Genomic DNA, 24,435 nt, shown 5'->3' with positions numbered 1-24,435 from the left:
GCGCCGGCAATCATGGCCGGATCGCCGTCGAAGACCGCACTGGCATACCAACTCACCGAACACCCGCTCGGCACCGCTGTGCGCCAAAGGCATGTACCGGATCCCCGTTCGGTTGATCAGTCGCAGACCGATCCGTGGTGGGCAAGGGCGGCAAGCCGGCCATCACAACGCTTTACTCCGGCGGCCAGCTCCGGGCCTCGTACGGTCGGCAGGGCTCAGGCGTGCTCGGGTCTCCGTTCAGCCTGGGCGGCCTCCTCCTCGGGCCTGCGTTCCAGGTGACGGAAGAGGTGTCACTGTACGAGTTCATCTGCAGAGCGAAGTACAGGGTCGAGGGCTCTGTCGCTGATCACGTGACGGGTCGCGTCCCGCCGCGTGGTGCAGGCCGTGAGGATCTACGTCGGGTCTGGCATTGGAGGAGCACCGCACGGCTCGATAAACCGATCGACACCCTGATCTTGATCGCGTCAGCTGGGCGGCATGCCCGAACTGCGTACCGACCGTCTCCTGCTCCGCCGGTGGCGGGACTCCGACCTCGAGCCGTGGGCGGCGATGAACGCCGATCCCGAAGTCCGAGAACACCTCGGAGGGCTGCTGACGCGGGAGCAAAGCGATGCCGCGGTGGCATTCATGCAGGCCGAGTTCGACAACCGAGGTTTTGGGTGGTGGGCGCTGGAAGCACGGGAGACCGGTGAGTTCATCGGCCGCGTCGGCTTGGACGAGGTGGACGAGGACATGCCGTTCGCGGGGGTGGATATCGGGTGGCGGTTGATGCGTTCTGCGTGGGGGCACGGTTACGCCACCGAGGCCGCCCTGGCCTGCCTGGCCTTCGGCTTCGAGGCCCTCGGGCTGCCAGAGGTCGTTGCATCGACGACCGTCAACAACGTTCGTTCCCAGGCAGTGATGCGCAGGATCGGCATGACCCGAGACGCGGCCGACGACTTCGAGGATCCGAGCGTGCCCGAAGGGCCGCTTCGCCAGTGTGTGCTGTACCGCACCCCCGCAGAGATGCTCACGGCCTACACCACCAAGCGGGACGCCATCGCCCCTTCGTGAAGACGGCCAGCGGAGAGGGCCGCCCGGAAGGGCGGCACTTCGGGAAGACGTGAGGGTTGGTCGGGTGGCGGCGGTGGCCATGTCGTGCAGTGCGGTGATGTGGTTCTTGAGGCGGTAGCTGTTGCCGTTGATCGGGACGATGTGGCAGTGGTGCAGGAGCCGGTCGAGGATGGCGCCGGCCAGGACGTCGTCGCCGAAGAACTGGCCCCATTCGGTGAAGGTCTTGTTCGAGGTCAGGATGATCGAGCCCTTCTCGTAGCGCTTCGAGACGAGTTGGAAGACGAGGCCCGGAGGGCCTGGAGCGTCCGCGATCGACTACCTGCAGCAGGCAGCCGCGTCCGGTTATCCGGCCAAGACGTTCGCCGCGGCATGCGGGGAGCGGGTCGGCGGCCTGCTGGTGCACGTCGGCACGATCGAAGGAGCGCGGGACATGGATGTGCTGCGGGCGCTGCTGAGGGTCGACAAGCCCTCAACGATGCGTTGTTGGACTGGGCCTACTGGCCGGTCGAGGCGACCAGCGGGCAGATCCTGTATCGACGCCGCCGTCAACGACTACCTCCTGCGTGGCAAGGCACATCGAGACGGTAAACGCTGCGGCCAATGACGCCAACTCCTGCTCTTGGGCCGCGCCGGGGAGGTGCCCCGTGCGCCGGCCCGGGCTGCGCGCCACCCGATGCGCTCCCGGTGTCCCCGTATGCGCCGATATGCAGGGTGACTGAAGCGGTGTGTGCGCTCACCGCCGTCGTACTGGCCGTGGTGGGGTGCACCAGCCGAACGGCCGCGCCTTAAGTCGGCGCCGTCTTCGAAGTGGAGCGACTGCCGCTGCCGGGGCACAAGCCGTCCCGCGGGAAACAAGACTTCTGCTCGACGTCGCCGACGCCGACAGTCGCGGCGTGATTGCCCGTCGGATCACCTGGCTGAGCGACGAAGCGGCGAACCGCTTTCCGCTGCTGCAGCCGGAGCCACCCCGGCAACTGCCGTGACATCGGCGCTTCCTGGCCGCGCAGAAAAGGCTGCCGGGGAGGGGCGTCAGGCCAGCAGCTTCGCCTTGGCCTGCTGGAACTCCTCCTCGGTGATGACTCCCTTGCCCTTCAGGTCGGCGAGCTTGGCCAGCTCGTCCGCTCCCCCCGTCTCGCCGCCGGCGGCCGCCTTGCGTACGTAGTTCCGGAAGGCCTTCTCGTGCTCCTTGGCCCGCGCCAGATCACGTTTGCCCATGTCGCCGCCGTGCACGATCACGTACACGAGCACGCCGAGGAACGGAAGGATGATCAGCACGATCAGCCACAGAGCCTTGAGCCAGCCACTCATCTTGTCGTTCCGGAAGATGTCTCCCACGATCTTGAACAGCAGGAACAGCCACATCACCCACAGGAAGAACCAGAGCATCGTCCAGAATGTGTTGAGTAGTGGGTAGTCCATCGTCCCGCTCCTGTCACTCACGCCGCACCGCTGGCCCCGCATCACCAGACGCCAGCCACCCTGCAAGCCGGCACGCCGTACAAAACTATGAATAACAACATCAGCTGGATATTTCAGTTCGAGTGGGATGGCGGGTGCTGCGGTTCCAAAGCGCCCGTCATCGGCAGCGGCTGGGCAACACGGGACGTCGCTGACGCCGACCGCGGACGCGTGGTCTGGGACAGCGACGGAAGCCGAGCCTGCGGCGCCGGAGCAGGCCGGCCTCGCGCCAGGGCCTGTGCGAGGTCACGGAAGGTATCTACCAGGTCCGTGGCTTCTGCCCGTCCAGCGTGACCCTGGTCGAGGGCGATACAGGGGTCGTCGTCATTTACGCTGATCCCTCCGGCCGTGGCCATCACCGCCACCGGCCCTCCTGGACGTCGAGTGGGCCGTCCGGCTGGGCGAGCGCCAGACGCTCGATCGTCGCAGCACGCGAGCCAGGACAGCCGCACCGAGACGGCGCCGATCTTGTGCGCGGCCACGTGGAGGCCGGCCGGCGGCTCACCGTCGGCCATCCAGAGCACCACCCGTCCGCGGTAGTCATCGGGGCCCTGGCCGCCGGCAGCCCGGCGCTGCGGACAGCGGCGAGTTCTCGCCCGGCCGTCCGAACCGATGACGCCGACCTCGCCCCGCGGCCCATTGCTGTCGATATGCCCGTTCTCCTGCCAAGTGGGAAGATCGAGTACACGACTGGGTGCGTATGGCGTGCGCCCTCATAGACGTGGACAGGCAGGTCGGCTCATGCCCAAGAAATCGAAGCCATCCGAGCCCTCGCACGGCGAGGGCCCCAGCCGTCACCAGGGGACCGAGCAGCACGGCTGGGCACCCGATGTCGACGAAACCCGCCGGCAGGACAACCCGAGCGCCCGTCGCTCCTTCCACCCCGATGAGCATGCCCCCGGCAGGAGCAGCGGGAGGAAGGTGTCCAAGGAGGAGAGCAAGTCCGTCCCCGGTGACACGGTCGAGAGCGACAGCCGGCGCGGTGAGGAGTACGGGGACAAGGACGAGAAGGGGATGCGCGACACCGGGCGCAAGGGCCGCTCGCAGCGTCCCAGTGGTACGAAGGACGCCTCCGCGTTCAGCGGGGTGGACCCCCAGGAGCCGCCCTCCGAGCGCCGGCCGGGTTAGCAGATCCGCGGCAGCTGTTCCCCGATCGGCAGGTCGACCACTCGTGTGCCGCCGAGTCCGGTGCGGGCCACCACCATGCCGGGGTGCGCTTCCACGGCCTCGCCGATCACCCGGGAGCCCGCGCCCCGAGGGTGGGCGCGCATCGCGTCCAGGACCGCTTCGGCGTGCTCACGCGGGACAAACGCGACCAGCTTGCCCTCGTTGGCGACGTACATGGGGTCCAGGCCCAGGATGGCGCAGGCATTGGCCACGGGCGGCGGGACCGGGACGCTGCGCTCCTGGATGACGACCCCGGTGCCCGAGGCCGCCGCGATCTCGTTGAGGGCGGCTGCCAGGCCCCCACGGGTGGGATCGCGCAGCACGTGCAGGTCCGGGGTCACGGCGAGCATGGCGTCCACAAGGCCGCCGAGCGCCGCGCAGTCGCTCTCGATCTCCACGCCGAATTCCAGGCCCTCGCGGACGCTCATGATCGCGACGCCGTGCACGCCGATGGCACCGCTGACGATCACGACATCGCCGGGGACGACGCGCTGCGGGCGCAGATCGACACCCGCGGGGATCAGGCCGATCCCCGCGGTGTTGATGAAGATCCCGTCTCCGTGGCCGGCTTCGACCACCTTGGTGTCGCCCGTCGCGACTTCGACCCCTGCGGAGCGCGCGGCCGAACCGAGTGCCTCGGCCACGCGTGCGACGACCGAAATCTCGACGCCTTCCTCCAGGATGAATCCGCAGGAGAGGTAGGCGGCTCGGGCGCCACTCATCGCGAGGTCGTTGACGGTGCCGTTGACTGCGAGGTCGCCGATGCTGCCGCCGGGGAAGAACAGCGGCCGCACCACGAAGGAGTCGGTGGAGAAGGCCAGCCGGACCCCGCCCAGGGAGAGTGCCGCCGAATCGCCCAGCTGAGCGAGGACCTCTCCGCCGAAGGCGGGCGCGAAGACGTGCTGGACCAGCTCGGCGGACAGTGCGCCGCCGCCGCCGTGGCCCATCACCACCCGGCGCTGGTCACGTAGGGGCGCCGGGCATGTCCACGCCGTGAGGTCCGGCCGCCGCCGCGTGTCCGACTGCGGCGCTTCAGTGGTCTCAGACAACGGGGCTCGCCTCCAAAGATGCGGTCGTGATGTCCAGCCGCCGGTAGAGGTAGTAGGCGGCGCAGGCGCCCTCGCTGGAGACCATGGTGGCGCCGAGAGGGGTGCGGGGTGTGCAGAGCGTGCCGAACGCCTCACACTCGTGAGGCTTCAGCAGGCCTTGAAGGACCTCGCCGCTGCGGCACTCGGCCGGCTCCCGGGTCTGGATGCCCGTAACCGAGAACCGGTACTCGGCGTCGTAGTCGCGGTACCGGGAGGACAGCCGCCAGCCGCTGTCGGGGATCACACCGATGCCGCGCCAGGCGCGGTCGGTGACCTCGAAGACATCCGCAAGCATGGCCCGGGCGGCCGCGTTTCCTTCGGGGCGGACGGCGCGCGGATAGGCGTTGTCGACGGTGTGCTCACCACGTTCCAGCTGCAGGACTGTCCGGCGTACGCCCTCGAGGATGTCCAGGGGCTCGAATCCGGTCACGACGATCGGGACGCGGAACCGCTCGGCCAGTTCCGGGTACTCCCCGGTGCCCATCACGCTGCACACATGCCCGGCTGCGAGGAAGGCCTGCACCCGGCAGCTCGGCGACTGCATGATCGCCTCGATCGCCGGTGGCACCCGCACATGGGAGACCAGCAGGCTGAAGTTCGGGATGCCGAGCTTGCGGGCCTGATACACCGTCATCGCGTTGGGGGGCGCGGTCGTCTCGAATCCGATGCCGAAGAACACCACCTCGCGGTCCGGGTTCTGCTGAGCGATCCTCAGGGCGTCGAGCGGCGAGTAGACGACCCGTACATCGCCCCCTTCGCTGCGGACCTGAAACAGGTCGCGGCCGGTGCCCGGTACGCGGAGCATGTCGCCGAAGGAGCAGAAGATCACCTCTGGCCGGGAGGCGATCTCCAGCGCCTTGTCGATGACTTCCAGCGGGGTGACACACACCGGACAGCCCGGCCCGTGGATCAGTTCCACCTGGTCCGGGAGGAGCTGGTCGATGCCGTGCCGGATGATGGTGTGCGTCTGTCCCCCGCAGACCTCCATGAGCGCCCACGGTCGGGTCACGGTGGAGTGGATGTCGTCGAGCAGGCGACGCGCCAGGGCCGGGTCCTGGAACTCGTCGATGTACTTCACTTCTGTGCCTCCTGGGGTGCATCGCTGCCGGCGGGCGTCGGAAAGCCGCCGGCTTCCGCCGCCAGTGCCCAGGGGTCGCCGAACTCCTCCTGGAGCGTCCCGAGCGTGGCGAACAGCTCGAGTGTCTGCTTGGCCGACTCCTCGTCCAGGCGCTGCAGGGCGAACCCGACGTGGACGATGGCGTATTCGCCGACCTGGAGGTCGGGCAGGTACTCCAGGCATACCTCCTTGACGACGCCGCCGAAATCGACCGTCGCCATACGGGTGCCGTCTCGTTCCTCGATGTCCAGCACTCTGCCGGGTACCGCCAGGCACATGGGCTTCTCCTCGCTGTGGGTGATGATTCGTTGCCCGGGCCTTGCCGGGCGCGTCGTCAGTCGGTGGCTGTACGCCGGGCCGGGGTGCGCGCTGCCACCACCAGCTGGCCGAGCGCCAGTCCCCCGTCGTTGGGCGGGACCTGGTGGTGGCGCAGGACGGTGAAGCCGCCCTCGCGCAGTGCCCCGGCGCAAGCCGAGGAGAGCAGGGCGTTGGCGAACACCCCGCCGGTCAGGGCGACGGTGTCCAGTCCGTGCAGCTCTCGCGCCATGACACAGGTCCGGTGTACGAGGCCGGTGACCGCCCGGTGGAAGCGCGCCGCGATACGGGCCGGCTCCGTACCCGCCCGCACGTCGGCCACGACTGCTGCCAGGACGGGTGCGGGGTCGGCCGTTGCCCCAACCCGGCCGTCAGGTGCGGCAGGCCGCACGGCGAATGCGTATCCGGTGCCGTCCTCGGCTGCCGCGGTCAGTGCGGCGGCCTCCAGTTCGATGGCGGCCTGGGCTTCGTATCCGGCCCGGTGGCAAACGCCCGCGAGAGAGGAGACGGCGTCGAAGAGCCGGCCCATGCTCGAGGTGGGCACGCAGTTCAGGTTTCGCTCCAACTGGCGTTTCAGCACGCGGCGTTCGTCGGGAGGGCAGGTGGCCACGCAGGGCAGGTCCGCCGACCAGGCGATGCCGGCCGCGCGCAGATGTGCGAGTGCCATGCGGTACGGCCGGTGCACCGTGGTGTCGCCGCCCGGCAGCGGTACATATGTGAGGTGGCCGAACCGGGTGAACCCGTCGTAGTCCGCCAGAAGGATCTCCCCGCCCCACACCGCCCCGTCGTCCCCGTAACCGGTGCCGTCGAATGCGACGCCGATCACCGGTCGACTGCCGTCCAGTCCGTGCTCGGCCATGGCCGCGGCGATGTGCGCATGATGATGCTGGACACGTACGACCGGCCGGCCGGCCGCGTGCCGATCGGCCCACTGTCCGGAGCGGTAGCCGGGATGCCGGTCGGCGGCCAGCAGCTCGGGCTGCACCCCGGTGACCGTCTCCAGCTGCCTTTCCGCGCGCTCGAACGCCTGCTGCGTGGCGAGGCCGTCCATGTCTCCGATGTGGGCGGACAGCCAGGCCCTGCGGTCTTCCGCGAGGCAGAACGCGTTCTTCAGGTCGCCCCCGACGGCGAGGGCCGCCCGTACCGGTACCGGCAGTGCAAGCGGCAGAGGGGCGTAGCCGCGAGCGCGGCGCACCGTGAGGAGCTCTCCGTCGCACACGCGCACCACCGAGTCGTCGCACGGCACGTGGATGCGGCGGTCGTGGGTGAGCCAGGCGTCTGCCAGGTGCGCCAACCGGTCCAGTGCCTCGGCGTCGTCGGTGACGATCGGCTCCCCCGCCACGTTCCCGCTGGTCATGACGAGCAGACGTGGCCCGTCGGCATCGCCGGGCAGGCCGAGCAGCAGGTGGTGCACAGGGGTGTACGGAAGCATCACGCCGAGGTCCGGACTCCCCGGGGCGACCGCCTCCGAGGGCCGAGGCGCCCCCGGCCGCGGCGGGACGCCGGTACGGCGGCGCAGCAGGACGATGGGCCGGATGCCGCCTGTGAGCAGGCCCTGCTCCTCGGGGCCTACCTGCACGAGGTGCTCGATGTCGGCAACGCTCCTGGCCATCACGGCGAACGGCTTGTCGCCCCGTGCCTTGCGGCGCCGCAGCAGCGCGACTGCCCGGGAGTTGGAGGCGTCGCAGGCGAGGTGGTAGCCGCCGAGACCCTTCAGGGCGAGGACCGCGCCACGGGACAGGAGCGCGCGGGCTTCGGCGACCGGGTCCGCTCCGGATACGGGTCGGGGCGGCAGGCCGGGGGCCGATTGCGCCACGAGCAGCCGCAGACGCGGGCCGCAGTCGGGGCAGGCCACCGGCTGCGCATGAAAGCGGCGGTCGGCCGGATCCGCGTACTCGCGGGCGCAGTTGGGGCACATCGGGAAACCGGCCATGGTCGTATGGGCCCGGTCGTACGGCAGGCCGGTAACGATGGTGAAGCGCGGGCCGCAGTGCGTGCAGGTGATGAAGGGGTGGCGGTGTCGCCGGTCGGCCGGATCGGCCAGTTCGGTGAGGCAGTCGGCGCAGGTGGCCATGTCCGGGGAGACCAGGGTGCGCGCGGGTCCGTCCGTCCGGGAGGCGACGATGGTGAATCCGGCGCCGCCCGTTGCGGGGACCTTCTGGTGGTCGACGGATTCCACCCGGGCGAGCGGTGGGGCCTCCGCGGAGATCCGGTCGCAGAACAGGGCTACGGCGGAGGGTGTTCCTTCGACCTCCGTGACGACTCCCTCTCCGGTGTTGGTCACATGTCCGGACAGGTCCAGTCCGGTGGCGAGGGTGTACAGGAACGGCCGGAACCCGACGCCCTGCACCACGCCCCGCACGGTGACCCGCCGGCGCTGCGCCGCCGCCTCGACGACGCCGGTCCCCGGCTGCGGACCGCTCACGAGGGGGATTGCGCCAGGGCGCCCGGGTCGGCGGTGTGGGTGTGCGTACCGTCGTCGTGTCGATGGACATGCTGCTGCCGGGCCATGACAGGTGCGTGGACGGCCGCGCCGTCCGCTGCCGCCAGCGCCCGGTCGAGCAGCGCTCCGGTCGCGTCGCCCAGACGCGCGGAGGTCAGGAGCACTTCCACCCCGGGGTTGACCTGTTCGACATGCGCGCGGAACGCCGCCTCGTCGAACTCGACGGCTTCCGCGATGTCGGTCTTGGTGACCACCACCAGGTGGGCCAGGCCGAAGGCTGTGGGGTACTTCAGTGGTTTGTCCTCCCCCTCCGTCACGGAGGCGAGCACGACTCTCAGGGACTCGCCGAGGTCGTAGGAGGCGGGACAGACGAGGTTGCCGACGTTTTCCACGAACAGCAGTCGGGTGCCTTCGGGCAGCCATCCGTCCAGGTGCCGGCTCAGCATCCCGGCCTCCAGGTGGCACAGTCCGTCGGTCAGCACCTGCTTGACCGGCACTCCGGAGCGGGCCAGGCGTACGGCGTCGTTCTCGGTGGCGAGGTCGGCGGTCAGAGCCGCCACGGGCACGGACCGCTCACGCGCGAGCAGCAGTTCGCGTTCCAGCAGGGCGGTCTTCCCGCTGCCGGGGCTGGAGAGCAGGTTGACGACCGTGGTGCCGCGGGCTGCGAGTTCGGCGCGCAGGGTGTGCGCGGTCGCGTCGTTCTTGGCGAGTACGGCCTGTTGCAGGTCGACCACACGGCACATGGTTCAGCGCTCCTCTTCAGATCGGTTCGCGGATGGCTTCGTGCGCCTGGCCGTCCTCCCAGTGCACGGCGGCGATCTGCAGTTCACGTCCCGAGAGCAGCTCGGCGGTCGCCTCGCCGCACACCGGGCAGCACAGTTGGGGTGGCATGCCGACCGCCCATTCGTCCGCGCACGGTGCGCAGCGGGCGCGGCCCTGAACGGATTCCGCGACGAGTTCGGCGCCTTCCAGAACGGTCCCGGCGCAGGCCAGTTCGAAGCAGAAGGAGAGAGCTTCGGGGACCACGCCGGCCAGTTCGCCGACCTGGAGCCGTACGGACTTCACCGCGGTGACGCCGCCGGCCTGCGCCGCCGCCTGTTCCACCTGGCCGACGACGGCCAGCGCGATGGACATCTCGTGCATCGGTCTCCGTCCCTCGGCCCGCTCGGCTCCATTAGAGGCGGGGGCTTGGGGGCGGGCGGACCGGCACGCCGACGCCGCACGGCCGCGTACGCCGTTCGGTGCAGCCTGGTGGTCCGCCGGGCCGGGCAGGTCGCGTCACATCTTGCGCAGGCGCAGGTAGCGCTTGATGTCAGGCAGGACCTGCTTGACGAGCGCGGCCAGGGCGGTGGCGGCGGCCGCGCCGCCGATGATGGTCTTCTTCATGCTCTTTCTCCTCACTTGGCGGCCTCGCCGGCCGCGGCCCGCGACGCGGGCGGTCCCTGTGCCTCGTCCCGCAGCAGGCCCGTGATCTGCCGTACGGCTTCCGGTACCGCGGCGGCCACCGGCGGACTGAGTCCGATGCCCTCCTCCACGCAGGCCGGTTCGCACCCCACCACCAGCGTGCGCCGCGGCGGATGCCCACCGGTGCCGGCGCAGAGGGTGTCCAGCAGTGCCAGCACCGCGTCGGGGGACATCCGGTGGCCGTCGAGCAGCGCGTTCTGCGGCTCGATACCGCCAGGACGGCCGGGTTCGATCAGATACAGCGTGCCGGGGTCGCCGCCGCGTGCGGTGGCGTCGACCAGGACGAGCGTGTCGTAGCCGTCGAGAAGCTGGTACGCCAGGTGTACGCCCCGTACGCCGATGTCCACGACCTCGACGTGCTCGGGCAGCCGTTGCTCGGCCAGCCGGCGAACCGTTTCGACGCCGAAGCCGTCGTCGCCGAGGAAGATGTTGCCGACGCCTGCGACCAGAACACGGGGGCTGTCCTTGTGGGGTAGGTTCATACGTCCTCCAGGGGGGCGACCTCGTCGGGCTGGAAGTACAGGAACCGCCCCTGCTCACGGCGGATGTCGGCGCCCGGATCGCCCTCCACCGTCACCGCGAGGTGTACTCCCCCGTCCACGTCGTGCAGCACCGCCTCCACCTTCGCGCTGCGGCCTTGCAGGAACAGGTCCTGGGCGTCGGTGCGCCGCAGCCCCGGCCGCAGCAGCACGCGGCTTCCGGCGCCCAATGACCGGCCGTCCACCAAGACCCGGTCGCGTGCCGGGTCGAAGCCGGAATCGTTCGCCGGGTCCCACCACGGGGTGTCCGGCGGCTGCACGCCGTACGTGTCGGGCAGGGCCGGGCCGGCTGGGATGAGTACGGGTGCGGGTGCGGGGTCGGGGCCGGTCACCTCGCGCAGGGCCCGTACCGCGCCGTGCAGGCGCTCCAGGACCTCGGGAGGCATCGAGTCGGCCAGATCGATCACTGCGGCCGCCCGCTCGTCGGTACCCCGGGCCTCGCGCTTCTCCTCGTCGGTGAGGGCCGCGGTGCGCAGCGCGAGGATCTCGTCGATCTCCGTCGCGTCGTAGAGCGCCCCGGGGCTCTCCGGGGCGATGGCCGGGTGATCCTCCAGGATGATCGGGGAGGACAGCACGAGGTCCGCGCGGCCGGGTTCGCCGGCGAGTACCGGCCAGGTGTGCAGGTTGCGGCACGACTTGATCGCGCCCTTGGCCCACTCGGGCGGGTCGGTCATGGACAGGAACGACCCGGCGCTGAGGCCCATCAGCAGGTGTGCGGCCACCAGCGAGCGCGGCAGTGCGGCGTCGCGGTCGGCCGTCCCGTCCGGTGGCGTCCATGTGCTGGTGTTCTCCACGACGGCGGTCAGCCGCATCACCCGGCAGGGTCCGGTGAGTTCACGCGCGGTCAGCCGCACGGCGCCGCTGACTTCCTCGCACCGGCGGAGCAGGCGGCCGACGGGCCGGCCGGCCGCGTCGAGGACGGGCTCGGTCTCCTCCCGGGCGGGACGGCTGAAGGGGACCGTGACACCGTCCCCCATCAGCTCGGCAACCGTGGTGACGACCTCGACGCGTTCTTCGGCGCCCTCGTCCCAGGGGACCAGGACCCGGTCCTCGAGGCGGAGTTCGGGCACGGTCTCGAAGCCGCTGTCCTTGCAGGCCCGTTGTACGGTCCGCCGCTGGGCGTGGAGGAACCGCAACTCGACCGCCAGAGTCGCGCCTGCCTTCGGTTCCATCAGGCATTCGGTGTGCTGGAAGTCGTGCTCTTCGCACTCGGCGCCCCAGGCGGGCGGTACGAGCACCCCGAACTGCCAGCGCAGCCGGTTCTTGGCCGCCGATGCCCGGTACGGGTACAGCACATAGCCCTCGAAGAGGACGGCGTCGGCCACCTGGCGGGCGACGGCGAAACGGGATTCCGTCTCCGGGGTGAAGGCGGCTGTCGTCACGGCCCTGTCCTCTCCGTGACGCGCGGCGGTGGTGCGCCGAACAGGGCGCGGGCCGACGGCGGCTGAGGGTCCGGCGGGCCGGCCGCGTCCAGGAGTGCGCGCAGGGTCGCCTCCCACGACGGCAGCGCCCGCCGCGAACGGAAGGCGAGCAGGGCGTCCATCGTGTCGCGGGGCAGCCGGATCCAGCCGCAGCCGGGGAAGTGCTGCTCGATCATCTCCTGCCATACCTCCACCGGCATCCGGAAGGCCGCCTCCCGGTCCCATGGCACCGGCTCGACGCGGAAACCGCCCGCTCCGGTGAATGCCGTGCCGGAGAAGAGCATCAGCAGCGGCACCTCGCCGCCCGAGAGCGCGCTGAAGTACCGGCCGGCGGCGACGTCCGTGTCGTAAGTGCAGGGCACGACGAGATCGGTCTCGGTCTCTGCCGTGAAGCCGGGGACCATGAGGGAGACCTGTGCGAACTGCACCGGCTGGAGCGTGCTGCCCCAACGTGAGCGCTCACCGAACAGGTCCGCCAGCCGGTCGGCCTCCGCGGGCTCGTAGCCGCGCCGGGCCGGTTCGATACGGATCTGGCAGCGCAGCGCGAGGGCGTGCACCCGGGTGTTCTCGGACGCGGTGATGCGCAGCCGGAAGACCAGGGTCGGGCCGGCGGCGTACTGGTCGGCGCGTACGCCGGTGCACGTGAAGGCGAACTCCGTCACAGCCTGTCCTCCCTCCGGGCCGGCCGGGCCCGTTGCCGTACGTGGTCGAAGAACGCGTCCAGATCGGCGCGGGCCTCGGCTCCACCGTCGAAGCCCTGCCACAGCAGGCGCATCCGGCCCACCAGTTCGTAACAGATGTCGATCGGGACGAGATAGCACTCGGACCGGCCGTCCGAGCGGCGCAACAGCAGTGCCTCCACGTCGGGTTGGAGCAGTCCGGCCAGTCGGCTGCCGCCGAGTACGCTCTGCCAGGCCGACGGCTCGAGTTCGCTCTCGGTCGCACCGGCCGGGCTCGGGTAGAACGCCACCAGCCGGTCGAGCGCCGCGTTGCGGAAGAAGAAGGCGACGCCGACCGGGATCTGCAGGAGTTCCCACGCGCCGGTGTCGAGGCGGTGGTCCGGGTCGGCCAGATAGCGGTCCGGAACCGCCCGGAAGCGGCCGCCCGCGGCACCCTCCTGTTCGAACAGGAGGGCACACGAGGTACAGGCGCAGGCAAGCGCGCGCTTCTCGGTGTCCACCAGGTGCCGGTGGCTGTCGTCGGGCACCGGAACTCCACACAGCTCGCACCGTTCCGGCCGGGGCGGACGCTCGGTCAGAAACCGGCGCAGGCCGCGGAATTGCGTTGCCGGCCCGTGAGGCGGCGGCGAGATCCGGGGCGCGCTCACGGCGCCTTCGCCGGGGCCGGTTCGGGGGCTGCGCCTGTCCGGGGGCCTGTCTGCGGACCTGTCCGGGGGCCTGCCCCGATCTGGAGCAGCGCCGGTTCCCGGGGGGCCGCAGTGGGCTCCAGTTCTACGGTCTTCACCTCGGGCGCGAAGCAGGCGAGAGCGTCCTCGACGGCCTGCTGGGACGCCGCGCCCGTGCTGGGGCAGCCGCAGCCCGCACCGCTTGCGGACCGCAGGCGCAAAGTTGCGGTGGTGTCGTCGAAGCCCGCCACCTCCAGCGCAAGGTCGCGGACGGATTCCAGGGCGCGCGCGATCCGGGTGTCGGTGTCCTCGGGGTGCAGGTCGTGCAGGACCAGCAGGCCGGCGACCAGTTCGTCCCCGAGCAGTCCGGCCAGGCGGCCGTCCGTCGGGCTCTTGGATGCGGGGCCGTCGAGCAGACTGACGATCCGGGCCAGCCCGGCGCCGTAGAAGTCCATCAGGACCCGCACCAGTTCCTCGGCCGCCGCGCACACCGCCTGGTCCCCGGTGGCGGCCAGGCGGTCGAGTACCTCCTCGACACGCCGCCCGGCCTGCTCCGCGTTCACCGCGCTCATCCGGCCAGACCGCTCAGGCCGGTGGGCACGTGCATCTTCTGTACGGTCTTGCCCTCGCCCACGTACATGTGGACGCCGCACGGCAGGCAGGGGTCGAAGCTGCGCACGGTCCGCATGATGTCGATGCCCTTGAAGTTCTCCGGTGTGTTCTCCTCGAAGATCGGCGTGTTCTGCACGGCGTCCTCGTACGGGCCCGGTGTTCCGTAGGAGTCCCGGGTGCTGGCGTTCCAGGGGGTGGGCGGGTACGGGTGGTAGTTGGCGATCTTGCCGTCCCGGATCACCATGTGGTGCGAGAGGACACCGCGTACGGCCTCGGTGAACCCGACTCCGATGCTCTCGTCCGGCACCTCGAACTTCTCCCAGGTCTGGGTGCGTCCGGCGCGTACCTCCTCCAGCCCCTTCTCCGCGAAGTGCAGCGCGACGGCGGCGGTGTAGGCCTGGAAGTAGGTGCGGGCGCGGTTGCGTTCGAGCGCGTTGCTCCACCGCGGGATCTTCCATTCGAAGCGGGTCTCGGGCTTGGTCATGGTGCGCGGCAGGTTGATGACCACGCTGTTGCCCGTGGCCTTCACATAGCCGGTGTCGACGAGCCCGGAGAGGGCGGTGGACCACAGGCGGGCGATGGGGCCGCCGCCGGTGTCCAGGGCGAGGTAGTCCTTGCCGTCGAACCAGCGGGGGGACATCACCCAGCTGTAGTTGCCGTTGAAGTCCCGCTTCTGGGGGGCGGGGATGGTGTGCTGGTTCCACGGGTGGCGCGGGTCGACCGGGTTGCCGAGCGGGTCTTGGGTGACGAACTGCTCCTGGCCCTGCCAGTCTTCGTAGTACGAACTGCCCAGCAGGATCCGGATGCCGAGGTTGATCTCGGTGAGGTCGTTGGTGACCAGTTTGCCGTCGACGATGATGCCGGGCGTGACGAACATCCGCCGTCCCCAGTCGGTCATGTTGGCGTACGTGAAGTCGCAGTACTCGGGGTCGTTCAGCGCCCCCCAGCAGCCCAGCAGGACACGCCGGCGGCCGACCTCCTCGTACCCGGGAAGGGCTTCGTAGAAGAAGTCGAACAGGTCGTCGTGCAGGGGAACCACGCGCTTCATGAACTCCACGTAGCGCATCAGGCGGGTGAGGTAGTCGGTGAAGAGCTGCACCGAGGCGATCGTGCCGACACCGCCCGGGTAGAGGGTGGAGGGGTGCACATGGCGGCCCTCCATCAGGCAGAACATCTCCCGGGTGTAGCGGCTCACCTGGAGGGCTTCTCGGTAGAACTCGCCCTCGATGGGGTTGAGCGACCGCATGATGTCGGCGATCGTGCGGTATCCGTGGTCCCCGGCGTGCGGCGCTTCGGTGCGCTCGGCCAGTTCCAGGACGCCCGGGTTGGTCTCGCGGACCATCTTCTCGCAGTAGTCGACCCCCACCAGGTTCTCCTGGAAGATGTTGTGGTCGAACATGTACTCGGCGGACTCGCCGAGGTTGATGATCCACTCGGCGAGGTGCGGGGGCTTCACCCCGTAGGCCATGTTCTGCGTGTACACCGAGCACGTGGCGTGGTTGTCGCCGCAGATCCCGCAGATACGGCTGGTGATGAAGTGGGCGTCCCGGGGGTCCTTGCCGCGCATGAAGACGCTGTAGCCACGGAAGACCGACGAGGTGCTGTAGCACTCCGCGACCCGCTTCTGCTTGAAGTCGATCTTTGTGTGGATACCGAGGCTGCCCACGATCCGGGTGATCGGGTCCCAGGCCATTTCCACCAGGCCGCTGCCGTCGCCGGCCGCCTTCGTCGTCGATGCCATCGTGTCTGCCGTGCCCTTCTTCAAGCGGGAGGTCGGATCGCGCGCGGGGAAGTCTGTGGGAGTTTGGTTCCTGTGCGTTACGGATTCACCACGGCGGCCGGTACCCGGTGGTCAGCTGGTCCCCGGTGCGACGCCACTTCGGCTCCTTGTCCACGGTCTTCGCCGTCATGGAGCGCAGCTTGCGGACCACCGCCCCGTACGCTCCGCTGGCGGCGCTGGACACCTTTCCGCCGGGCGGTTCGTCCATGAAGGGCATGAACTTGTCCGGGAATCCCGGCATGGTGCAGGCGATGCAGATGCCGCCGACGTTCGGACAGCCGCCGATGCCGTTCATCCAGCCCCGCTTGGGCACATTGCACTTGACGACGGGGCCCCAACAGCCGAGCTTGACCAGGCACTTGGGCGAGTCGTAGCTGAGGGCGAACTGACCCTGCTCGTAGTAGCCGGCGCGGTCGCACCCCTCGTGCACGGTGGCGCCGAACAGCCAGGTCGGACGCAGTTTGTCGTCCAGGGGGATCATCGGGGCCGCGCCGGCCGCCTGGTAGAGCAGGTAGGTCAGGGTCTCCGAGAAGTTGTCGGGCTGGATCGGGCAGCCGGGAACGCACACGATGGGGATGCCGGCCTTGGACTTCCAGTCCCAGCCCAGGTAGTCGGGCACGCCCATCGCGCCGGTCGGGTTGCCCGCCATGGCGTGGATGCCGCCGTACGTGGCACAGGTCCCGATCGCGACGACAGCCAGCGCCTTGGGTGCCAGCCGGTCGATCCACTCACTGGTGGTGATCGGCTGGCCGGTCTCGGGATTGTCGCCGAAGCCGCACCAGTACCCCTCTTGCTTGATCGCCTCGTTGGGGACGGACCCCTCGATGACCAGGACGAACGGGTCGATCTCGCCACGCTCCCCCTTGAAGAACCACTCGATGAACGTGTCCGAACCCCCCACCGGACCGCATTCGAAGTCGATCAGGGGCCAGTGGACGGCGATCTTGGGCAGGCCGGGCAGTACGCCGAGCACGATCTCCTCGATGCTGGGCTGCATCGCGGCCGTCAGGGCGACCGAGTCGCCGTCGCAACTCAGTCCTGCGTTGATCCAGAGAATATGGATCGGGGGCGCGTCGTCGGCGGGCGCGCCGGGTGCGTCGGCTGTGATCGGCGTTGCTGCGTTCACGGGCGGTGCCTCCTTGGGGAGGTATGTATGGAAAGCCTGTATTTCGACCTTCAGTCTTCTTGGTAGCAGGCCTCCGGCTCCGGGGTGACCTCATGCGGGGCCGATCCAGTGACGGGGGGCCGAGCCGGGCGGGATGCCCGCCGTCCGGTCGTGGGCGTGTCGAGGTGCGGTGGCGTACGGAGCGGTGGCTCCTTGCGGACGAACGCGCGGCGCAGCGCGTGGTACGGGGCGTCCGGGTCGGAGAACGTCCGCAGCATGCGAGCCAGCTCCTCCTCGCGGAAGGCGGCGAGCGGTTTGACAGCCTCCTGGCGGTCCCGTTCGGTCTTCTTCTCGGCGATCCGGGACTGCACCGCGGGCAGAGAGGCCAGGTGTGCGGCCAGCTGGGCGACCTCTGCGGTGAAATCCTGCGGGGTGCACTCGATCAGCCGGTCTACAAGTCCCAGCTGCCGCGCGGCTGTCGCACTGACCGGAAGTGCCTGCTGCATCAGCCGGTCGGCGACGGCGCTACCCACCCTGCGGGGCAGCGTGTACGTCCAGAACTCCGAGCCGTACAGCCCCATCAGGCGGTAGTGCGGATTCAGCACGGCGCCGGACCTGCACCACACCTCGTCCGCCGCCAGGGCCAGCATCACCCCGCCCGCGGCAGCGTTTCCGCCGACAGCGCAGACCACAAGTCGGTCGGTGGTCGTCAGGACGGCTTCGACCAGGTCGTCCATGGCGTTGATGTTGGCCCAGGATTCCGCACCGGGGTTGTCGGCTGCCTCGATCAGATTGAGATGGATGCCGTTGGAGAAGAAATCTCGGCGGCCGCCCAGCACCAGCACCGAGGTGGGGCGTGCGCAAGCCAACCGGTAGGCGTCCAGCAGGCGCCGGCAGTGCGCGGCGCTCATCGCGCCGCCGGGGAAGGAGAACGAGAGGAAGCCGACCTGTCGGTCCTCCCGGTAGCGGATGTCGCTCCAGGTGCGGCGATGGGTGTCCAGGTGCAACGGGGCCGGGCGTTCTCGCAAGGCGGGCAGCCTGCCGGCCAGCGCCAGTGCGGCGGGCAGTTTGAACGTGGCGGGCTGCCCCGGTTTACGCCGGGGCCGCAGCTCGGGAATCCACACGGCGCCGTCCGTCGTCGCCCGGCAGATCGCGCCGACCCTGGTGGCCAGGAGCTCGCCCGGCCGACCGGAGAGCCTGTCCTCGGGGTGGCCCCCGTGGAGGTACCACTCATCGCCGAGCAGTTCGTCCAGCACACCGGGCTGCGAGTCCGCAGCACGCAGCTTGCGGACAACTGACTCGGTGCTGTCCGACTCCCACTCGATCCTTCGGACGCTTTGATCGAGGTACGGCCGGATACGGCCGGCCTCTCCCCCGGCTTCGCACCGCTGCGGCCGGGGGATGTACGTCCCGGCGGCGAAGCGCTCGACCGCCAGCAGCACCGCCGTCAGTGCGGCGTCGGACACCTCGTTCCGGTACAGGTCGCTCTTGGCCACCCGGGGCACCGGGCAGTCCGCCGAGGCCCACACGTCGCCCGCATCCATCTCTCCGTTGGCCTCAAGGACGGTCACACCCCAACGCTCGGCGTCGTCGTGAATGGCCCAGTCGAGGGACGAGGGCCCGCGGTCGCCCACGGGGCCGGGATGGACGACGAGACACGTATGCGCGGACCACACATCTCGGGGGATCGCCGTCTTCAGCATCGGCGCCACGATGAGATGGGGCTGGTGCCGGCGTACGGCGTCCCGCACGGACGCGTCGTCCAGTGCCAGCGCCACTGTCACGGTGTGGCCGCGGTCCGCCAGTTCGGCGTGGATGCGCTGGGTGAGGCTGTTGAACACGCTGGCGACGAGCAGGATGTGCATGCCAACCTTCCGGCGGTCAACGTCTCAGGCCGGGACTCCCCCGGCCGCCTGTGATCGTTGAGCACATGAACTGTCCGCGGTCGACGCCAAGCCGCAGGGTCACCCGAAAGCGAACCCCGCGTGCGGCCACCTGGGGGTCGGTCAAGCTCGCCGTCGCCCCGCATCGGGGCTGCCGATGCGTGCGATGAGCAGGGCGATGTCGTCGTCGGCGGAGGTGGGGGTGAGGTGGCTGAGCAGGGTGTCGCACAGGCCGTCCAGCTCTGTGGTGCCGGTGAGCAGGCGGGTGAGTTCGGTCAGGCGTTCGTCGATGTCGCGGCCGCGGGCTTCGATGAGGCCGTCGGTGTACAGCACGAGAATGCTGCCCGGGGCCAGGTCCACCTCGGTGGTGGTGTAGTCGTAGCCGCCCACGCCCACCGGGACTCCGGCAGGCAGCCGCAGCAGGTGCGCGGTGCCGTCGGGGTCGACGACGGCGGGCGGGGGGTGGCCGGCGCGGGTGATCTGACAGCGGCCGGTGCGTGGGTCGCAGACGGCGTACAGGAAGGTGGCCAGCAGCGGCTCGGCGAGGTCGGCCAGGGTGGCCTCCAGATGGCGCAGGAGCTCGTCGGCACGAAGGTCGAGGCGGGCGAGTGCCCGCACGCTGCTGGACAGCCGCCCCATGACCGCCGCGGCGGCGATGCCGTGGCCCATCACGTCGCCGATCAGCAGAGCCGCCTTGCCGTCACGGAGCGGGATGACGTCGTACCAGTCGCCGCCGACCTCGTTGGTGTCGCTGGCCGGCAGGTAGCGGTGGTCGATCTCGATACCGGCCGGCGGCGTCACGTGCTGCGGCAGCATGCTGCGCTGCAGGATCAGGGCGGTGTCGTGCTCCCGGTTGTACAGGCGGGCGTTGTCGATGCAGACTGCCGCCCGGGCGGCCAGATCGTCGGCCAGCGCGACGTCGGCGGAGTCGAACGGCCCGCCCGGCCCGGTGCGGTAGAAGGTGGCCACGCCCAGCACCACGCCGCGGGCGACCAGGGGCGCCATCATGAAGGAATGCACGCCCATCCGCAGCAGCCGTTCCGGCTTGTCGGAGTAGCGGGCCGCTGGGGCGATCGCGCGGGCGTCCACGCGGGCGAGCAGGAAAGGCTGCCGCTGCGCGAGAGCCTGGGTGTAGGGGGCGGTGGCCGGGAAGGCCAGCGTCCGGCCCAGCGGGGTGAGGACATCTGCGACCGGCGAGCCGCTGAGAGGAGCCTTGCCCAGTCGGCGCAGGGCGGCGCCGCCCATGAGCCCGCCGCCGGACTCGCCGCCGGTGGCGACCGTCTCCAGTACATCGACGGTGACCGCGTCCGCCAGGCGGGGCACGGCCACTTCGGCAAGTTCCTGCGCGGTCCGCTCCAGCTCCAGAGTCGTGCCGATCCGGACGCTGGCCTCGTTCAGCAGGGCGAGCTTGCGGCGGCCGGCGTCCAGTTCCACTTCGGCCTGCTGCTGGGCGGTGATGTCGATGATCGAGGCAGTGATCCCGATCGGCCGGCCGTGGGCGTCCTCCAGGCGTACGTAGGAACACGACCACACCTGGTCGCGCTCGGGGTCGGCCGGCGTGCGCCCGACGCGGCGGAAGTCCACCACCGGTTCACCGTCGGCCAGTACCCGGCGCATCACCTCCTCCATCTCCTCGGCATTCACCTCCGGCAGCACCTGCGCCAGGCGCCGCCCCACATGAGCCGTCTCGGGGAGGCCGTTCATCGCCTGCAAGGCGGGGTTGACCTGCAAGAACCGAAGCTGCGTGTCGAGCACCGCGATCCCGACCGGTGAGCGGGCGAACAGCCCGTCCCACACGACCGAGGCCCCCCGGACCCGGCGGGCGCCGAAGGCGTCGGCGGCGAAGACCAGCACCCCAGGGCTGCGATCACCGCCCGGGACCGGACATGCCCAGATCTCCAGCTCCAGCGGGTGCCCGTCCCGGTGCCACGCCGTGACCACACCCATCACACCGTGTCCCGCGGCAGCCGCCTCCCACAACGACCGGCCCAGGCTCCGGTCCACGCCCGGATGCAGCAGCTCCACCACATGCCGGCCCACAACCTCGGGCGCCCGGTAGCCCAGCAGCTCCTGCGCCACCGGATCCCACCGCACGATCCGGCCGTCGGCGCCGGTGGCCACCAGCGCCACCGGCAGCACACCCAGCCATCCGCCGGCATCTGTGGCCGCACCAGTGCCGCGGTCCAACTCCTCCATCGGGGGCAGGTCACTGCTCATCACCGGGACCTCACGTCCGCAGGGGACCCTCCCAGTATCGGCCGCCGCCCCCGGCACGGCACGGCGGTCCAGCGGCCTGCCTCAGTCCCGGCGCCTCAGTTGGCCTGGTCGGCCGTACGGGTGGTGATCCTGAGCTTCGACTGCCCGTGCGGGCGTCGCTCCCAGTCCTCCATGAGCCGGGCGGCGAGGCCATGGCGCTCGGCCAGGGCCATGAGGGTCTCGGTGCGGTAGTAGAAGTCCTCATGGAGCACGTGGTGCTCGGTGCCCTCGGTGCGGTCGAAGGTGAAGTCGAAGAAGCCACCGGGTGCGAGCACCCTGCCCACATGGGCGAGGCATTCGTCGATGACGTGCAGCGGCGAGTGGGAGAACACGCTGTGCGCGTGTACGACGGTGAAGTGTCCGCTGGGCAGGAAGTCCAGGGTGAGGTCGCCGGCGATGGTGAGGTACGGCAGCTTGTCCTGCAGGTTGTGGCGAACCAGTGTTGTCTTCGCCTCGACGAGGATGTCCGGAGAGATGTCGATCCCGTAGTAGTGGCCCTGGTCGAGATGGTCGATGAAGTGCCATCCCGCTCGCAGATTGCCGCAGCCGATCTCGAGCATCCGGTCGTGGGGCTTCAGGCCGTGTTCGATCAGGTAGTCGAACTGCATCTGCCCGAGCGCCATCCACCGCTCGTGCGACGCGCTGCCGACGGCCGCGTTCGCACTCCGGGCGGTGTCCGAGGCCATCACCGCCCGGTAGTACGAGATGTGGTCGCGGTGTTTGACCCGTAGCCAGGCGTCGCGCGTGGCGCGCCGAAGATACGGCAGGATCCGTTGGGGGTGCCGGACCGCATAGGTGATCTTGTGGGCGAGGCTCGTCCGGTTTCTCAGCAGACTTCTTGCAGGCGCCTTCGGCATCTCTTTCGTGCCTTCCCAGTGACGAACCCCTGTCGGAAAGTATCCGGTGTGCGCCCGATCGTCGCCCGGGCTGCGGCCCGGTGCTACGTCGTCGGCGTGGAGGACAGCGGTTGCTCGGTCCAGATCGTCTTGCCGTCTCGCGTGTACCGGGTGCCCCACCGCTCGGTGAGCTGGGCCACCAGGAAGAGTCCGCGACCGCCTTCGTCGGTGGTGCGGGCCCGGCGGAGGTGGGGTGAGGTGCTGCTGGTGTCGGACACCTCGCAGATGAGCCGGCGGTCGCGGATGAGCCGTAGGGCGATCGGGCCGCCGCCGTACCGGTAGGCGTTGGTGACCAGTTCGCTGACGATCAGCTCGGTGGTGAAGGCCATCTCCTCCAGCCCCCATTCGGTGAGCTGGGATGCGGTCAGCCTCCGGGCCTGAGCGGCGGCGGTGGCCTCCACCGGCAACTCCCACATGGCCACTTTCTCCGCCTCCAGTACGCGGGTACGGGCGATCAGCAGTGCCACGTCGTCGGCGACGTCATCGGTGGACCGGTCGTGCAGCAGCGCGCCCTCCACGGCCCTGCATGTCTCCTCCAGCGAGCGGGCGGGTACGGTCAGTGCCCCACACAGATCCGCCAGGCTCTCGTCCACGTCTCGTTTGCGGGCCTGGATGAGGCCTTCGGTGTAGAGGGCCAGGAGGCTGCCTTCGGCAAGCTTCAGCTCGGCGGCCTCGAACGGCAGCCCGCCCAGGCCCAGCGGCGCGCCCGCGGGCAGGTCGAGGAGGCGCACCTTGCCGTCCGGGGTCACCACCGCGGGCGGCGGGTGACCCGCGCGGGCCAGGGCGCAGTGTCGCGAGACCGGGTCGTAGACCGCGTACAGGCAGGTTGCGCCGACGACTTGAGGGGAGCGTTCGTCGGTCGGCTCCTGCTCGGCGGCCAACCGGTCCACGAGGTCATCGAGATGGGAGAGGACCTCGTCCGGCGTGAGGTCGAGGTGGGCCAGGGTGTGTACGGCCGTGCGCAGCCGGCCCATGGTGGCCGCCGCGTGGATGCCATGGCCGACCACGTCGCCGACGACGAGGGCGACGCGGAGTCCGGAGAGCGGGATGACGTCGAACCAGTCACCGCCGACGCCGGTCGTGGCGTCGGCAGGCAGGTAGCGGTGTGCGACTTCGACGGCCGGGTGCGCGGGCACCTCGTGCGGGAGCAGGCTGTGCTGCAGGGTGAGCGCCGCCTCGTGCTGCTGGGTGTAGCGGCGTGCGTTGTCGATACAGACGGCGGCGCGGGAGGCGAACTCCTCGGCGAGGGTGAGGTCGTCCTCCTCGAACGGCTCGAGCCGTCGCGCCCGCCACAGGCTGAGCAGGCCGAGTACGAGACCCCGCGCGACCAGCGGCACCACCATCAGCGAGTGGATGCCCAGACCAAGCGCGCGCTCAGCCCGCTCCGGGTCCATGGCGAGCCACGCGGTGGGGCCCTCCAGCTGCGCTTCGAGGATCGGACGCCGCTCGGCCAGGCACCGTGCCTGCGCGGTCTCCGGCGGGATGTGAATCGTGTGGCCCACCGGAAACATGATGTCTTCCGCGTCCGGCAGGATGCTGCGGACCGCTCCCCGGCGCACGGGGCCGAGCATCTCCTGGGTGGGCTCTTCGCCGCGGGTCACCGGCTCCAGCAGGTCCACGGAGACGCAGTCGGCGAGGTCGGGGACCGCCACCTCGGCCAGCTCCTGCGCTGTCCTCGCCACGTCCAGCGTGGTGCCGATGCGGGCGCTGGCCTCGTTGAGCAGCGCGAGCCGGCGGCGGGCCCGGTAGCGGTCGGTCACGTCCTCGACCGTCTGCGTCACCCCGAGGATCCGGCCGGAGGGGTCCTGCATCCGGAACGCCGACACCGATACGACCAGCTCACGGCCGGGGTCCCGCCGCAGACCGCAGTGCTGCTCGGTGGAGATCGAGGACTGGCCCGTCTCCAATACCTCCCGCAACTGCCGCACCACGGTGTCGTTGTCCCGCTGGATCAGGAAGTCGCCGGTACGGAGTCCGCGGTGCTGCTCGACCGGTAGCTGACTGAACCTCGCGATCGCCCGGTTCACGCGCAGGATGCTCAGGTCCGGGGCGAAGACGGACAGACCGATCGGGGAGCGGCGGAACAACGCGTCCAGGACCGACCGGTCCGTCTCCCACTGGACCACATCCTCGGCGGGAGCAGCGACGAGAAACCACTCGCGGTGGGAGTCGCCCCTCGTGATCACCCTGGCCCGGCACCCCAGTTCCACCCGGTTGCCGTTGCGGTGCCGGACGGGCACGACCCCGAACCATCCCTGGTCGCGTACGCATGCCGCCACTTCGTCCATGACGACGCCGTGGTCGCGGGGGTCGACCAGGAAACCGACCGCCGGCCGCCCGAGCGTCTCCCCGGGCGGGTAGCCGAGCAGCCCCTCGGCCCGCTCGCTCCAGCCGACGACCGTCCCGCGGTCGTCCAGCACCGCCGAGGCCGCGCGCCGTACCGCGAACGGGTCCTCCGGGCCCTCGCTGAACGTCGTCACCGGTGTGTCCATC

Annotated in this window: 21 protein-coding genes and 2 pseudogenes; 3 read left to right on the top strand and 20 right to left on the bottom strand. The window is 70.2% G+C overall.

Features of this window, described 5'->3' with window-relative positions; all coding sequences use genetic code 11:
- Positions 1–477 precede the first annotated feature (477 nt).
- A complete protein-coding gene (locus tag NLX86_RS17320; protein WP_254372606.1) occupies positions 478–1,053 on the top strand; it encodes a GNAT family N-acetyltransferase in 576 nt (191 codons plus the stop codon).
- Between the two features lie 87 nt (positions 1,054–1,140).
- Here NLX86_RS17320 and NLX86_RS17315 read toward each other — a convergent pair.
- Both NLX86_RS17315 and NLX86_RS17305 read right to left on the bottom strand, forming a co-directional pair.
- A pseudogene (locus NLX86_RS17315) lies at positions 1,141–1,338 on the bottom strand (ATP-binding protein); the annotation flags it as partial.
- Between the two features lie 744 nt (positions 1,339–2,082).
- The gene (locus tag NLX86_RS17305) at positions 2,083–2,472 is read right to left on the bottom strand and encodes an SHOCT domain-containing protein (protein WP_254372605.1); all 390 of its coding nucleotides are present in this window, start codon (positions 2,470–2,472) and stop codon (positions 2,083–2,085) included.
- Between the two features lie 159 nt (positions 2,473–2,631).
- Here NLX86_RS17305 and NLX86_RS17300 point away from each other — a divergent pair.
- Both NLX86_RS17300 and NLX86_RS17295 read left to right on the top strand, forming a co-directional pair.
- Positions 2,632–2,840 (top strand): annotated as a pseudogene (locus NLX86_RS17300) (alkyl/aryl-sulfatase); the annotation flags it as partial.
- 412 nt (positions 2,841–3,252) lie between these two features.
- Positions 3,253–3,639: a hypothetical protein gene (locus NLX86_RS17295; RefSeq protein ID WP_254372604.1), complete on the top strand. Its 387-nt coding sequence runs from the start codon at positions 3,253–3,255 to the stop codon at positions 3,637–3,639.
- Here NLX86_RS17295 and hypE read toward each other — a convergent pair.
- From hypE to NLX86_RS17210, 18 genes are all read right to left on the bottom strand, one after another.
- Positions 3,636–4,727: a hydrogenase expression/formation protein HypE gene (gene hypE, locus NLX86_RS17290; protein ID WP_302061424.1), complete on the bottom strand. Its 1,092-nt coding sequence runs from the start codon at positions 4,725–4,727 to the stop codon at positions 3,636–3,638. The genes NLX86_RS17295 and hypE overlap by 4 nt on opposite strands.
- On the bottom strand, positions 4,720–5,844 hold the full coding sequence (gene hypD / locus NLX86_RS17285; RefSeq protein ID WP_254372603.1) for a hydrogenase formation protein HypD: 1,125 nt from the start codon (positions 5,842–5,844) through the stop codon (positions 4,720–4,722). The genes hypE and hypD overlap by 8 nt, the downstream gene beginning before the upstream one ends.
- On the bottom strand, positions 5,841–6,161 hold the full coding sequence (locus tag NLX86_RS17280; protein ID WP_254372602.1) for a HypC/HybG/HupF family hydrogenase formation chaperone: 321 nt from the start codon (positions 6,159–6,161) through the stop codon (positions 5,841–5,843). Before NLX86_RS17280 ends, hypD begins: the two co-directional genes overlap by 4 nt.
- A gap of 56 nt (positions 6,162–6,217) precedes the next feature.
- On the bottom strand, positions 6,218–8,623 hold the full coding sequence (gene hypF, locus NLX86_RS17275; RefSeq protein WP_254372601.1) for a carbamoyltransferase HypF: 2,406 nt from the start codon (positions 8,621–8,623) through the stop codon (positions 6,218–6,220).
- The gene (gene hypB, locus NLX86_RS17270) at positions 8,620–9,384 is read right to left on the bottom strand and encodes a hydrogenase nickel incorporation protein HypB (RefSeq protein WP_254372600.1); all 765 of its coding nucleotides are present in this window, start codon (positions 9,382–9,384) and stop codon (positions 8,620–8,622) included. The genes hypF and hypB overlap by 4 nt, the downstream gene beginning before the upstream one ends.
- Positions 9,385–9,400: 16 nt before the next feature.
- Positions 9,401–9,784: a hydrogenase maturation nickel metallochaperone HypA gene (locus NLX86_RS17265; protein WP_254372599.1), complete on the bottom strand. Its 384-nt coding sequence runs from the start codon at positions 9,782–9,784 to the stop codon at positions 9,401–9,403.
- Positions 9,785–9,919: 135 nt separating this feature from the next.
- Positions 9,920–10,027 (bottom strand): hypothetical protein, encoded by a 108-nt coding sequence (locus NLX86_RS35075; RefSeq protein ID WP_374213900.1) that lies wholly within the window; start codon positions 10,025–10,027, stop codon positions 9,920–9,922.
- Positions 10,028–10,038: 11 nt separating this feature from the next.
- Complete coding sequence (locus NLX86_RS17260; RefSeq protein WP_254372598.1) at positions 10,039–10,587, bottom strand: hydrogenase maturation protease; 549 nt, start codon at positions 10,585–10,587, stop codon at positions 10,039–10,041.
- Complete coding sequence (locus tag NLX86_RS17255; RefSeq protein WP_254372597.1) at positions 10,584–12,026, bottom strand: hypothetical protein; 1,443 nt, start codon at positions 12,024–12,026, stop codon at positions 10,584–10,586. Before NLX86_RS17255 ends, NLX86_RS17260 begins: the two co-directional genes overlap by 4 nt.
- Positions 12,023–12,727, bottom strand: coding sequence for a DUF6084 family protein (locus NLX86_RS17250; protein WP_254372596.1), 705 nt, complete (start codon positions 12,725–12,727; stop codon positions 12,023–12,025). The genes NLX86_RS17255 and NLX86_RS17250 overlap by 4 nt, the downstream gene beginning before the upstream one ends.
- Entirely contained in the window at positions 12,724–13,377 is a 654-nt protein-coding gene (locus NLX86_RS17245) for a DUF5947 family protein (protein ID WP_254372629.1), read from the bottom strand. Before NLX86_RS17245 ends, NLX86_RS17250 begins: the two co-directional genes overlap by 4 nt.
- Before the next feature lie 11 nt (positions 13,378–13,388).
- Positions 13,389–13,982, bottom strand: coding sequence for a NifU family protein (locus tag NLX86_RS17240; RefSeq protein ID WP_254372595.1), 594 nt, complete (start codon positions 13,980–13,982; stop codon positions 13,389–13,391).
- A complete protein-coding gene (locus tag NLX86_RS17235; RefSeq protein WP_254372594.1) occupies positions 13,979–15,763 on the bottom strand; it encodes a nickel-dependent hydrogenase large subunit in 1,785 nt (594 codons plus the stop codon). Before NLX86_RS17235 ends, NLX86_RS17240 begins: the two co-directional genes overlap by 4 nt.
- A gap of 85 nt (positions 15,764–15,848) precedes the next feature.
- Complete coding sequence (locus tag NLX86_RS17230) at positions 15,849–16,928, bottom strand: hydrogenase expression protein HypE (protein WP_254372593.1); 1,080 nt, start codon at positions 16,926–16,928, stop codon at positions 15,849–15,851.
- Positions 16,929–16,978: 50 nt separating this feature from the next.
- Positions 16,979–18,772: a hydrogenase maturation protein gene (locus NLX86_RS17225; RefSeq protein ID WP_254372592.1), complete on the bottom strand. Its 1,794-nt coding sequence runs from the start codon at positions 18,770–18,772 to the stop codon at positions 16,979–16,981.
- Between the two features lie 141 nt (positions 18,773–18,913).
- Entirely contained in the window at positions 18,914–21,007 is a 2,094-nt protein-coding gene (locus NLX86_RS17220; RefSeq protein ID WP_254372591.1) for a SpoIIE family protein phosphatase, read from the bottom strand.
- A 95-nt stretch (positions 21,008–21,102) separates the two neighbouring features.
- Entirely contained in the window at positions 21,103–21,903 is an 801-nt protein-coding gene (locus NLX86_RS17215) for a class I SAM-dependent methyltransferase (protein WP_254372590.1), read from the bottom strand.
- Positions 21,904–21,986: 83 nt separating this feature from the next.
- A complete protein-coding gene (locus tag NLX86_RS17210) occupies positions 21,987–24,434 on the bottom strand; it encodes a SpoIIE family protein phosphatase (RefSeq protein ID WP_254372589.1) in 2,448 nt (815 codons plus the stop codon).
- Position 24,435 lies beyond the last annotated feature (1 nt).

This window comes from Streptomyces sp. A3M-1-3 (genome assembly GCF_024213665.1).
Lineage (GTDB): Bacteria > Actinomycetota > Actinomycetes > Streptomycetales > Streptomycetaceae > Streptomyces.
Note: the sequence above shows the minus strand (reverse complement) of the source record. Positions and strands in the feature narration are given on the sequence as shown.

Coding starts and splice junctions, on each gene's coding strand:
- NLX86_RS17320 (WP_254372606.1), top strand. CDS start 478: ATGCCCGAACTGCGTACCGACCGTCTCCTGCTCCGCCGGTGGCGGGAC.
- hypB (WP_254372600.1), bottom strand. CDS start 9,384: ATGTGCCGTGTGGTCGACCTGCAACAGGCCGTACTCGCCAAGAACGAC.
- NLX86_RS17260 (WP_254372598.1), bottom strand. CDS start 10,587: ATGAACCTACCCCACAAGGACAGCCCCCGTGTTCTGGTCGCAGGCGTC.
- NLX86_RS17225 (WP_254372592.1), bottom strand. CDS start 18,772: ATGCACATCCTGCTCGTCGCCAGCGTGTTCAACAGCCTCACCCAGCGC.
- NLX86_RS35075 (WP_374213900.1), bottom strand. CDS start 10,027: ATGAAGAAGACCATCATCGGCGGCGCGGCCGCCGCCACCGCCCTGGCC.
- NLX86_RS17240 (WP_254372595.1), bottom strand. CDS start 13,982: ATGAGCGCGGTGAACGCGGAGCAGGCCGGGCGGCGTGTCGAGGAGGTA.
- NLX86_RS17280 (WP_254372602.1), bottom strand. CDS start 6,161: ATGTGCCTGGCGGTACCCGGCAGAGTGCTGGACATCGAGGAACGAGAC.
- NLX86_RS17265 (WP_254372599.1), bottom strand. CDS start 9,784: ATGCACGAGATGTCCATCGCGCTGGCCGTCGTCGGCCAGGTGGAACAG.
- NLX86_RS17305 (WP_254372605.1), bottom strand. CDS start 2,472: ATGGACTACCCACTACTCAACACATTCTGGACGATGCTCTGGTTCTTC.
- NLX86_RS17220 (WP_254372591.1), bottom strand. CDS start 21,007: ATGAGCAGTGACCTGCCCCCGATGGAGGAGTTGGACCGCGGCACTGGT.
- NLX86_RS17295 (WP_254372604.1), top strand. CDS start 3,253: ATGCCCAAGAAATCGAAGCCATCCGAGCCCTCGCACGGCGAGGGCCCC.
- NLX86_RS17210 (WP_254372589.1), bottom strand. CDS start 24,434: ATGGACACACCGGTGACGACGTTCAGCGAGGGCCCGGAGGACCCGTTC.
- NLX86_RS17215 (WP_254372590.1), bottom strand. CDS start 21,903: ATGCCGAAGGCGCCTGCAAGAAGTCTGCTGAGAAACCGGACGAGCCTC.
- NLX86_RS17235 (WP_254372594.1), bottom strand. CDS start 15,763: ATGGCATCGACGACGAAGGCGGCCGGCGACGGCAGCGGCCTGGTGGAA.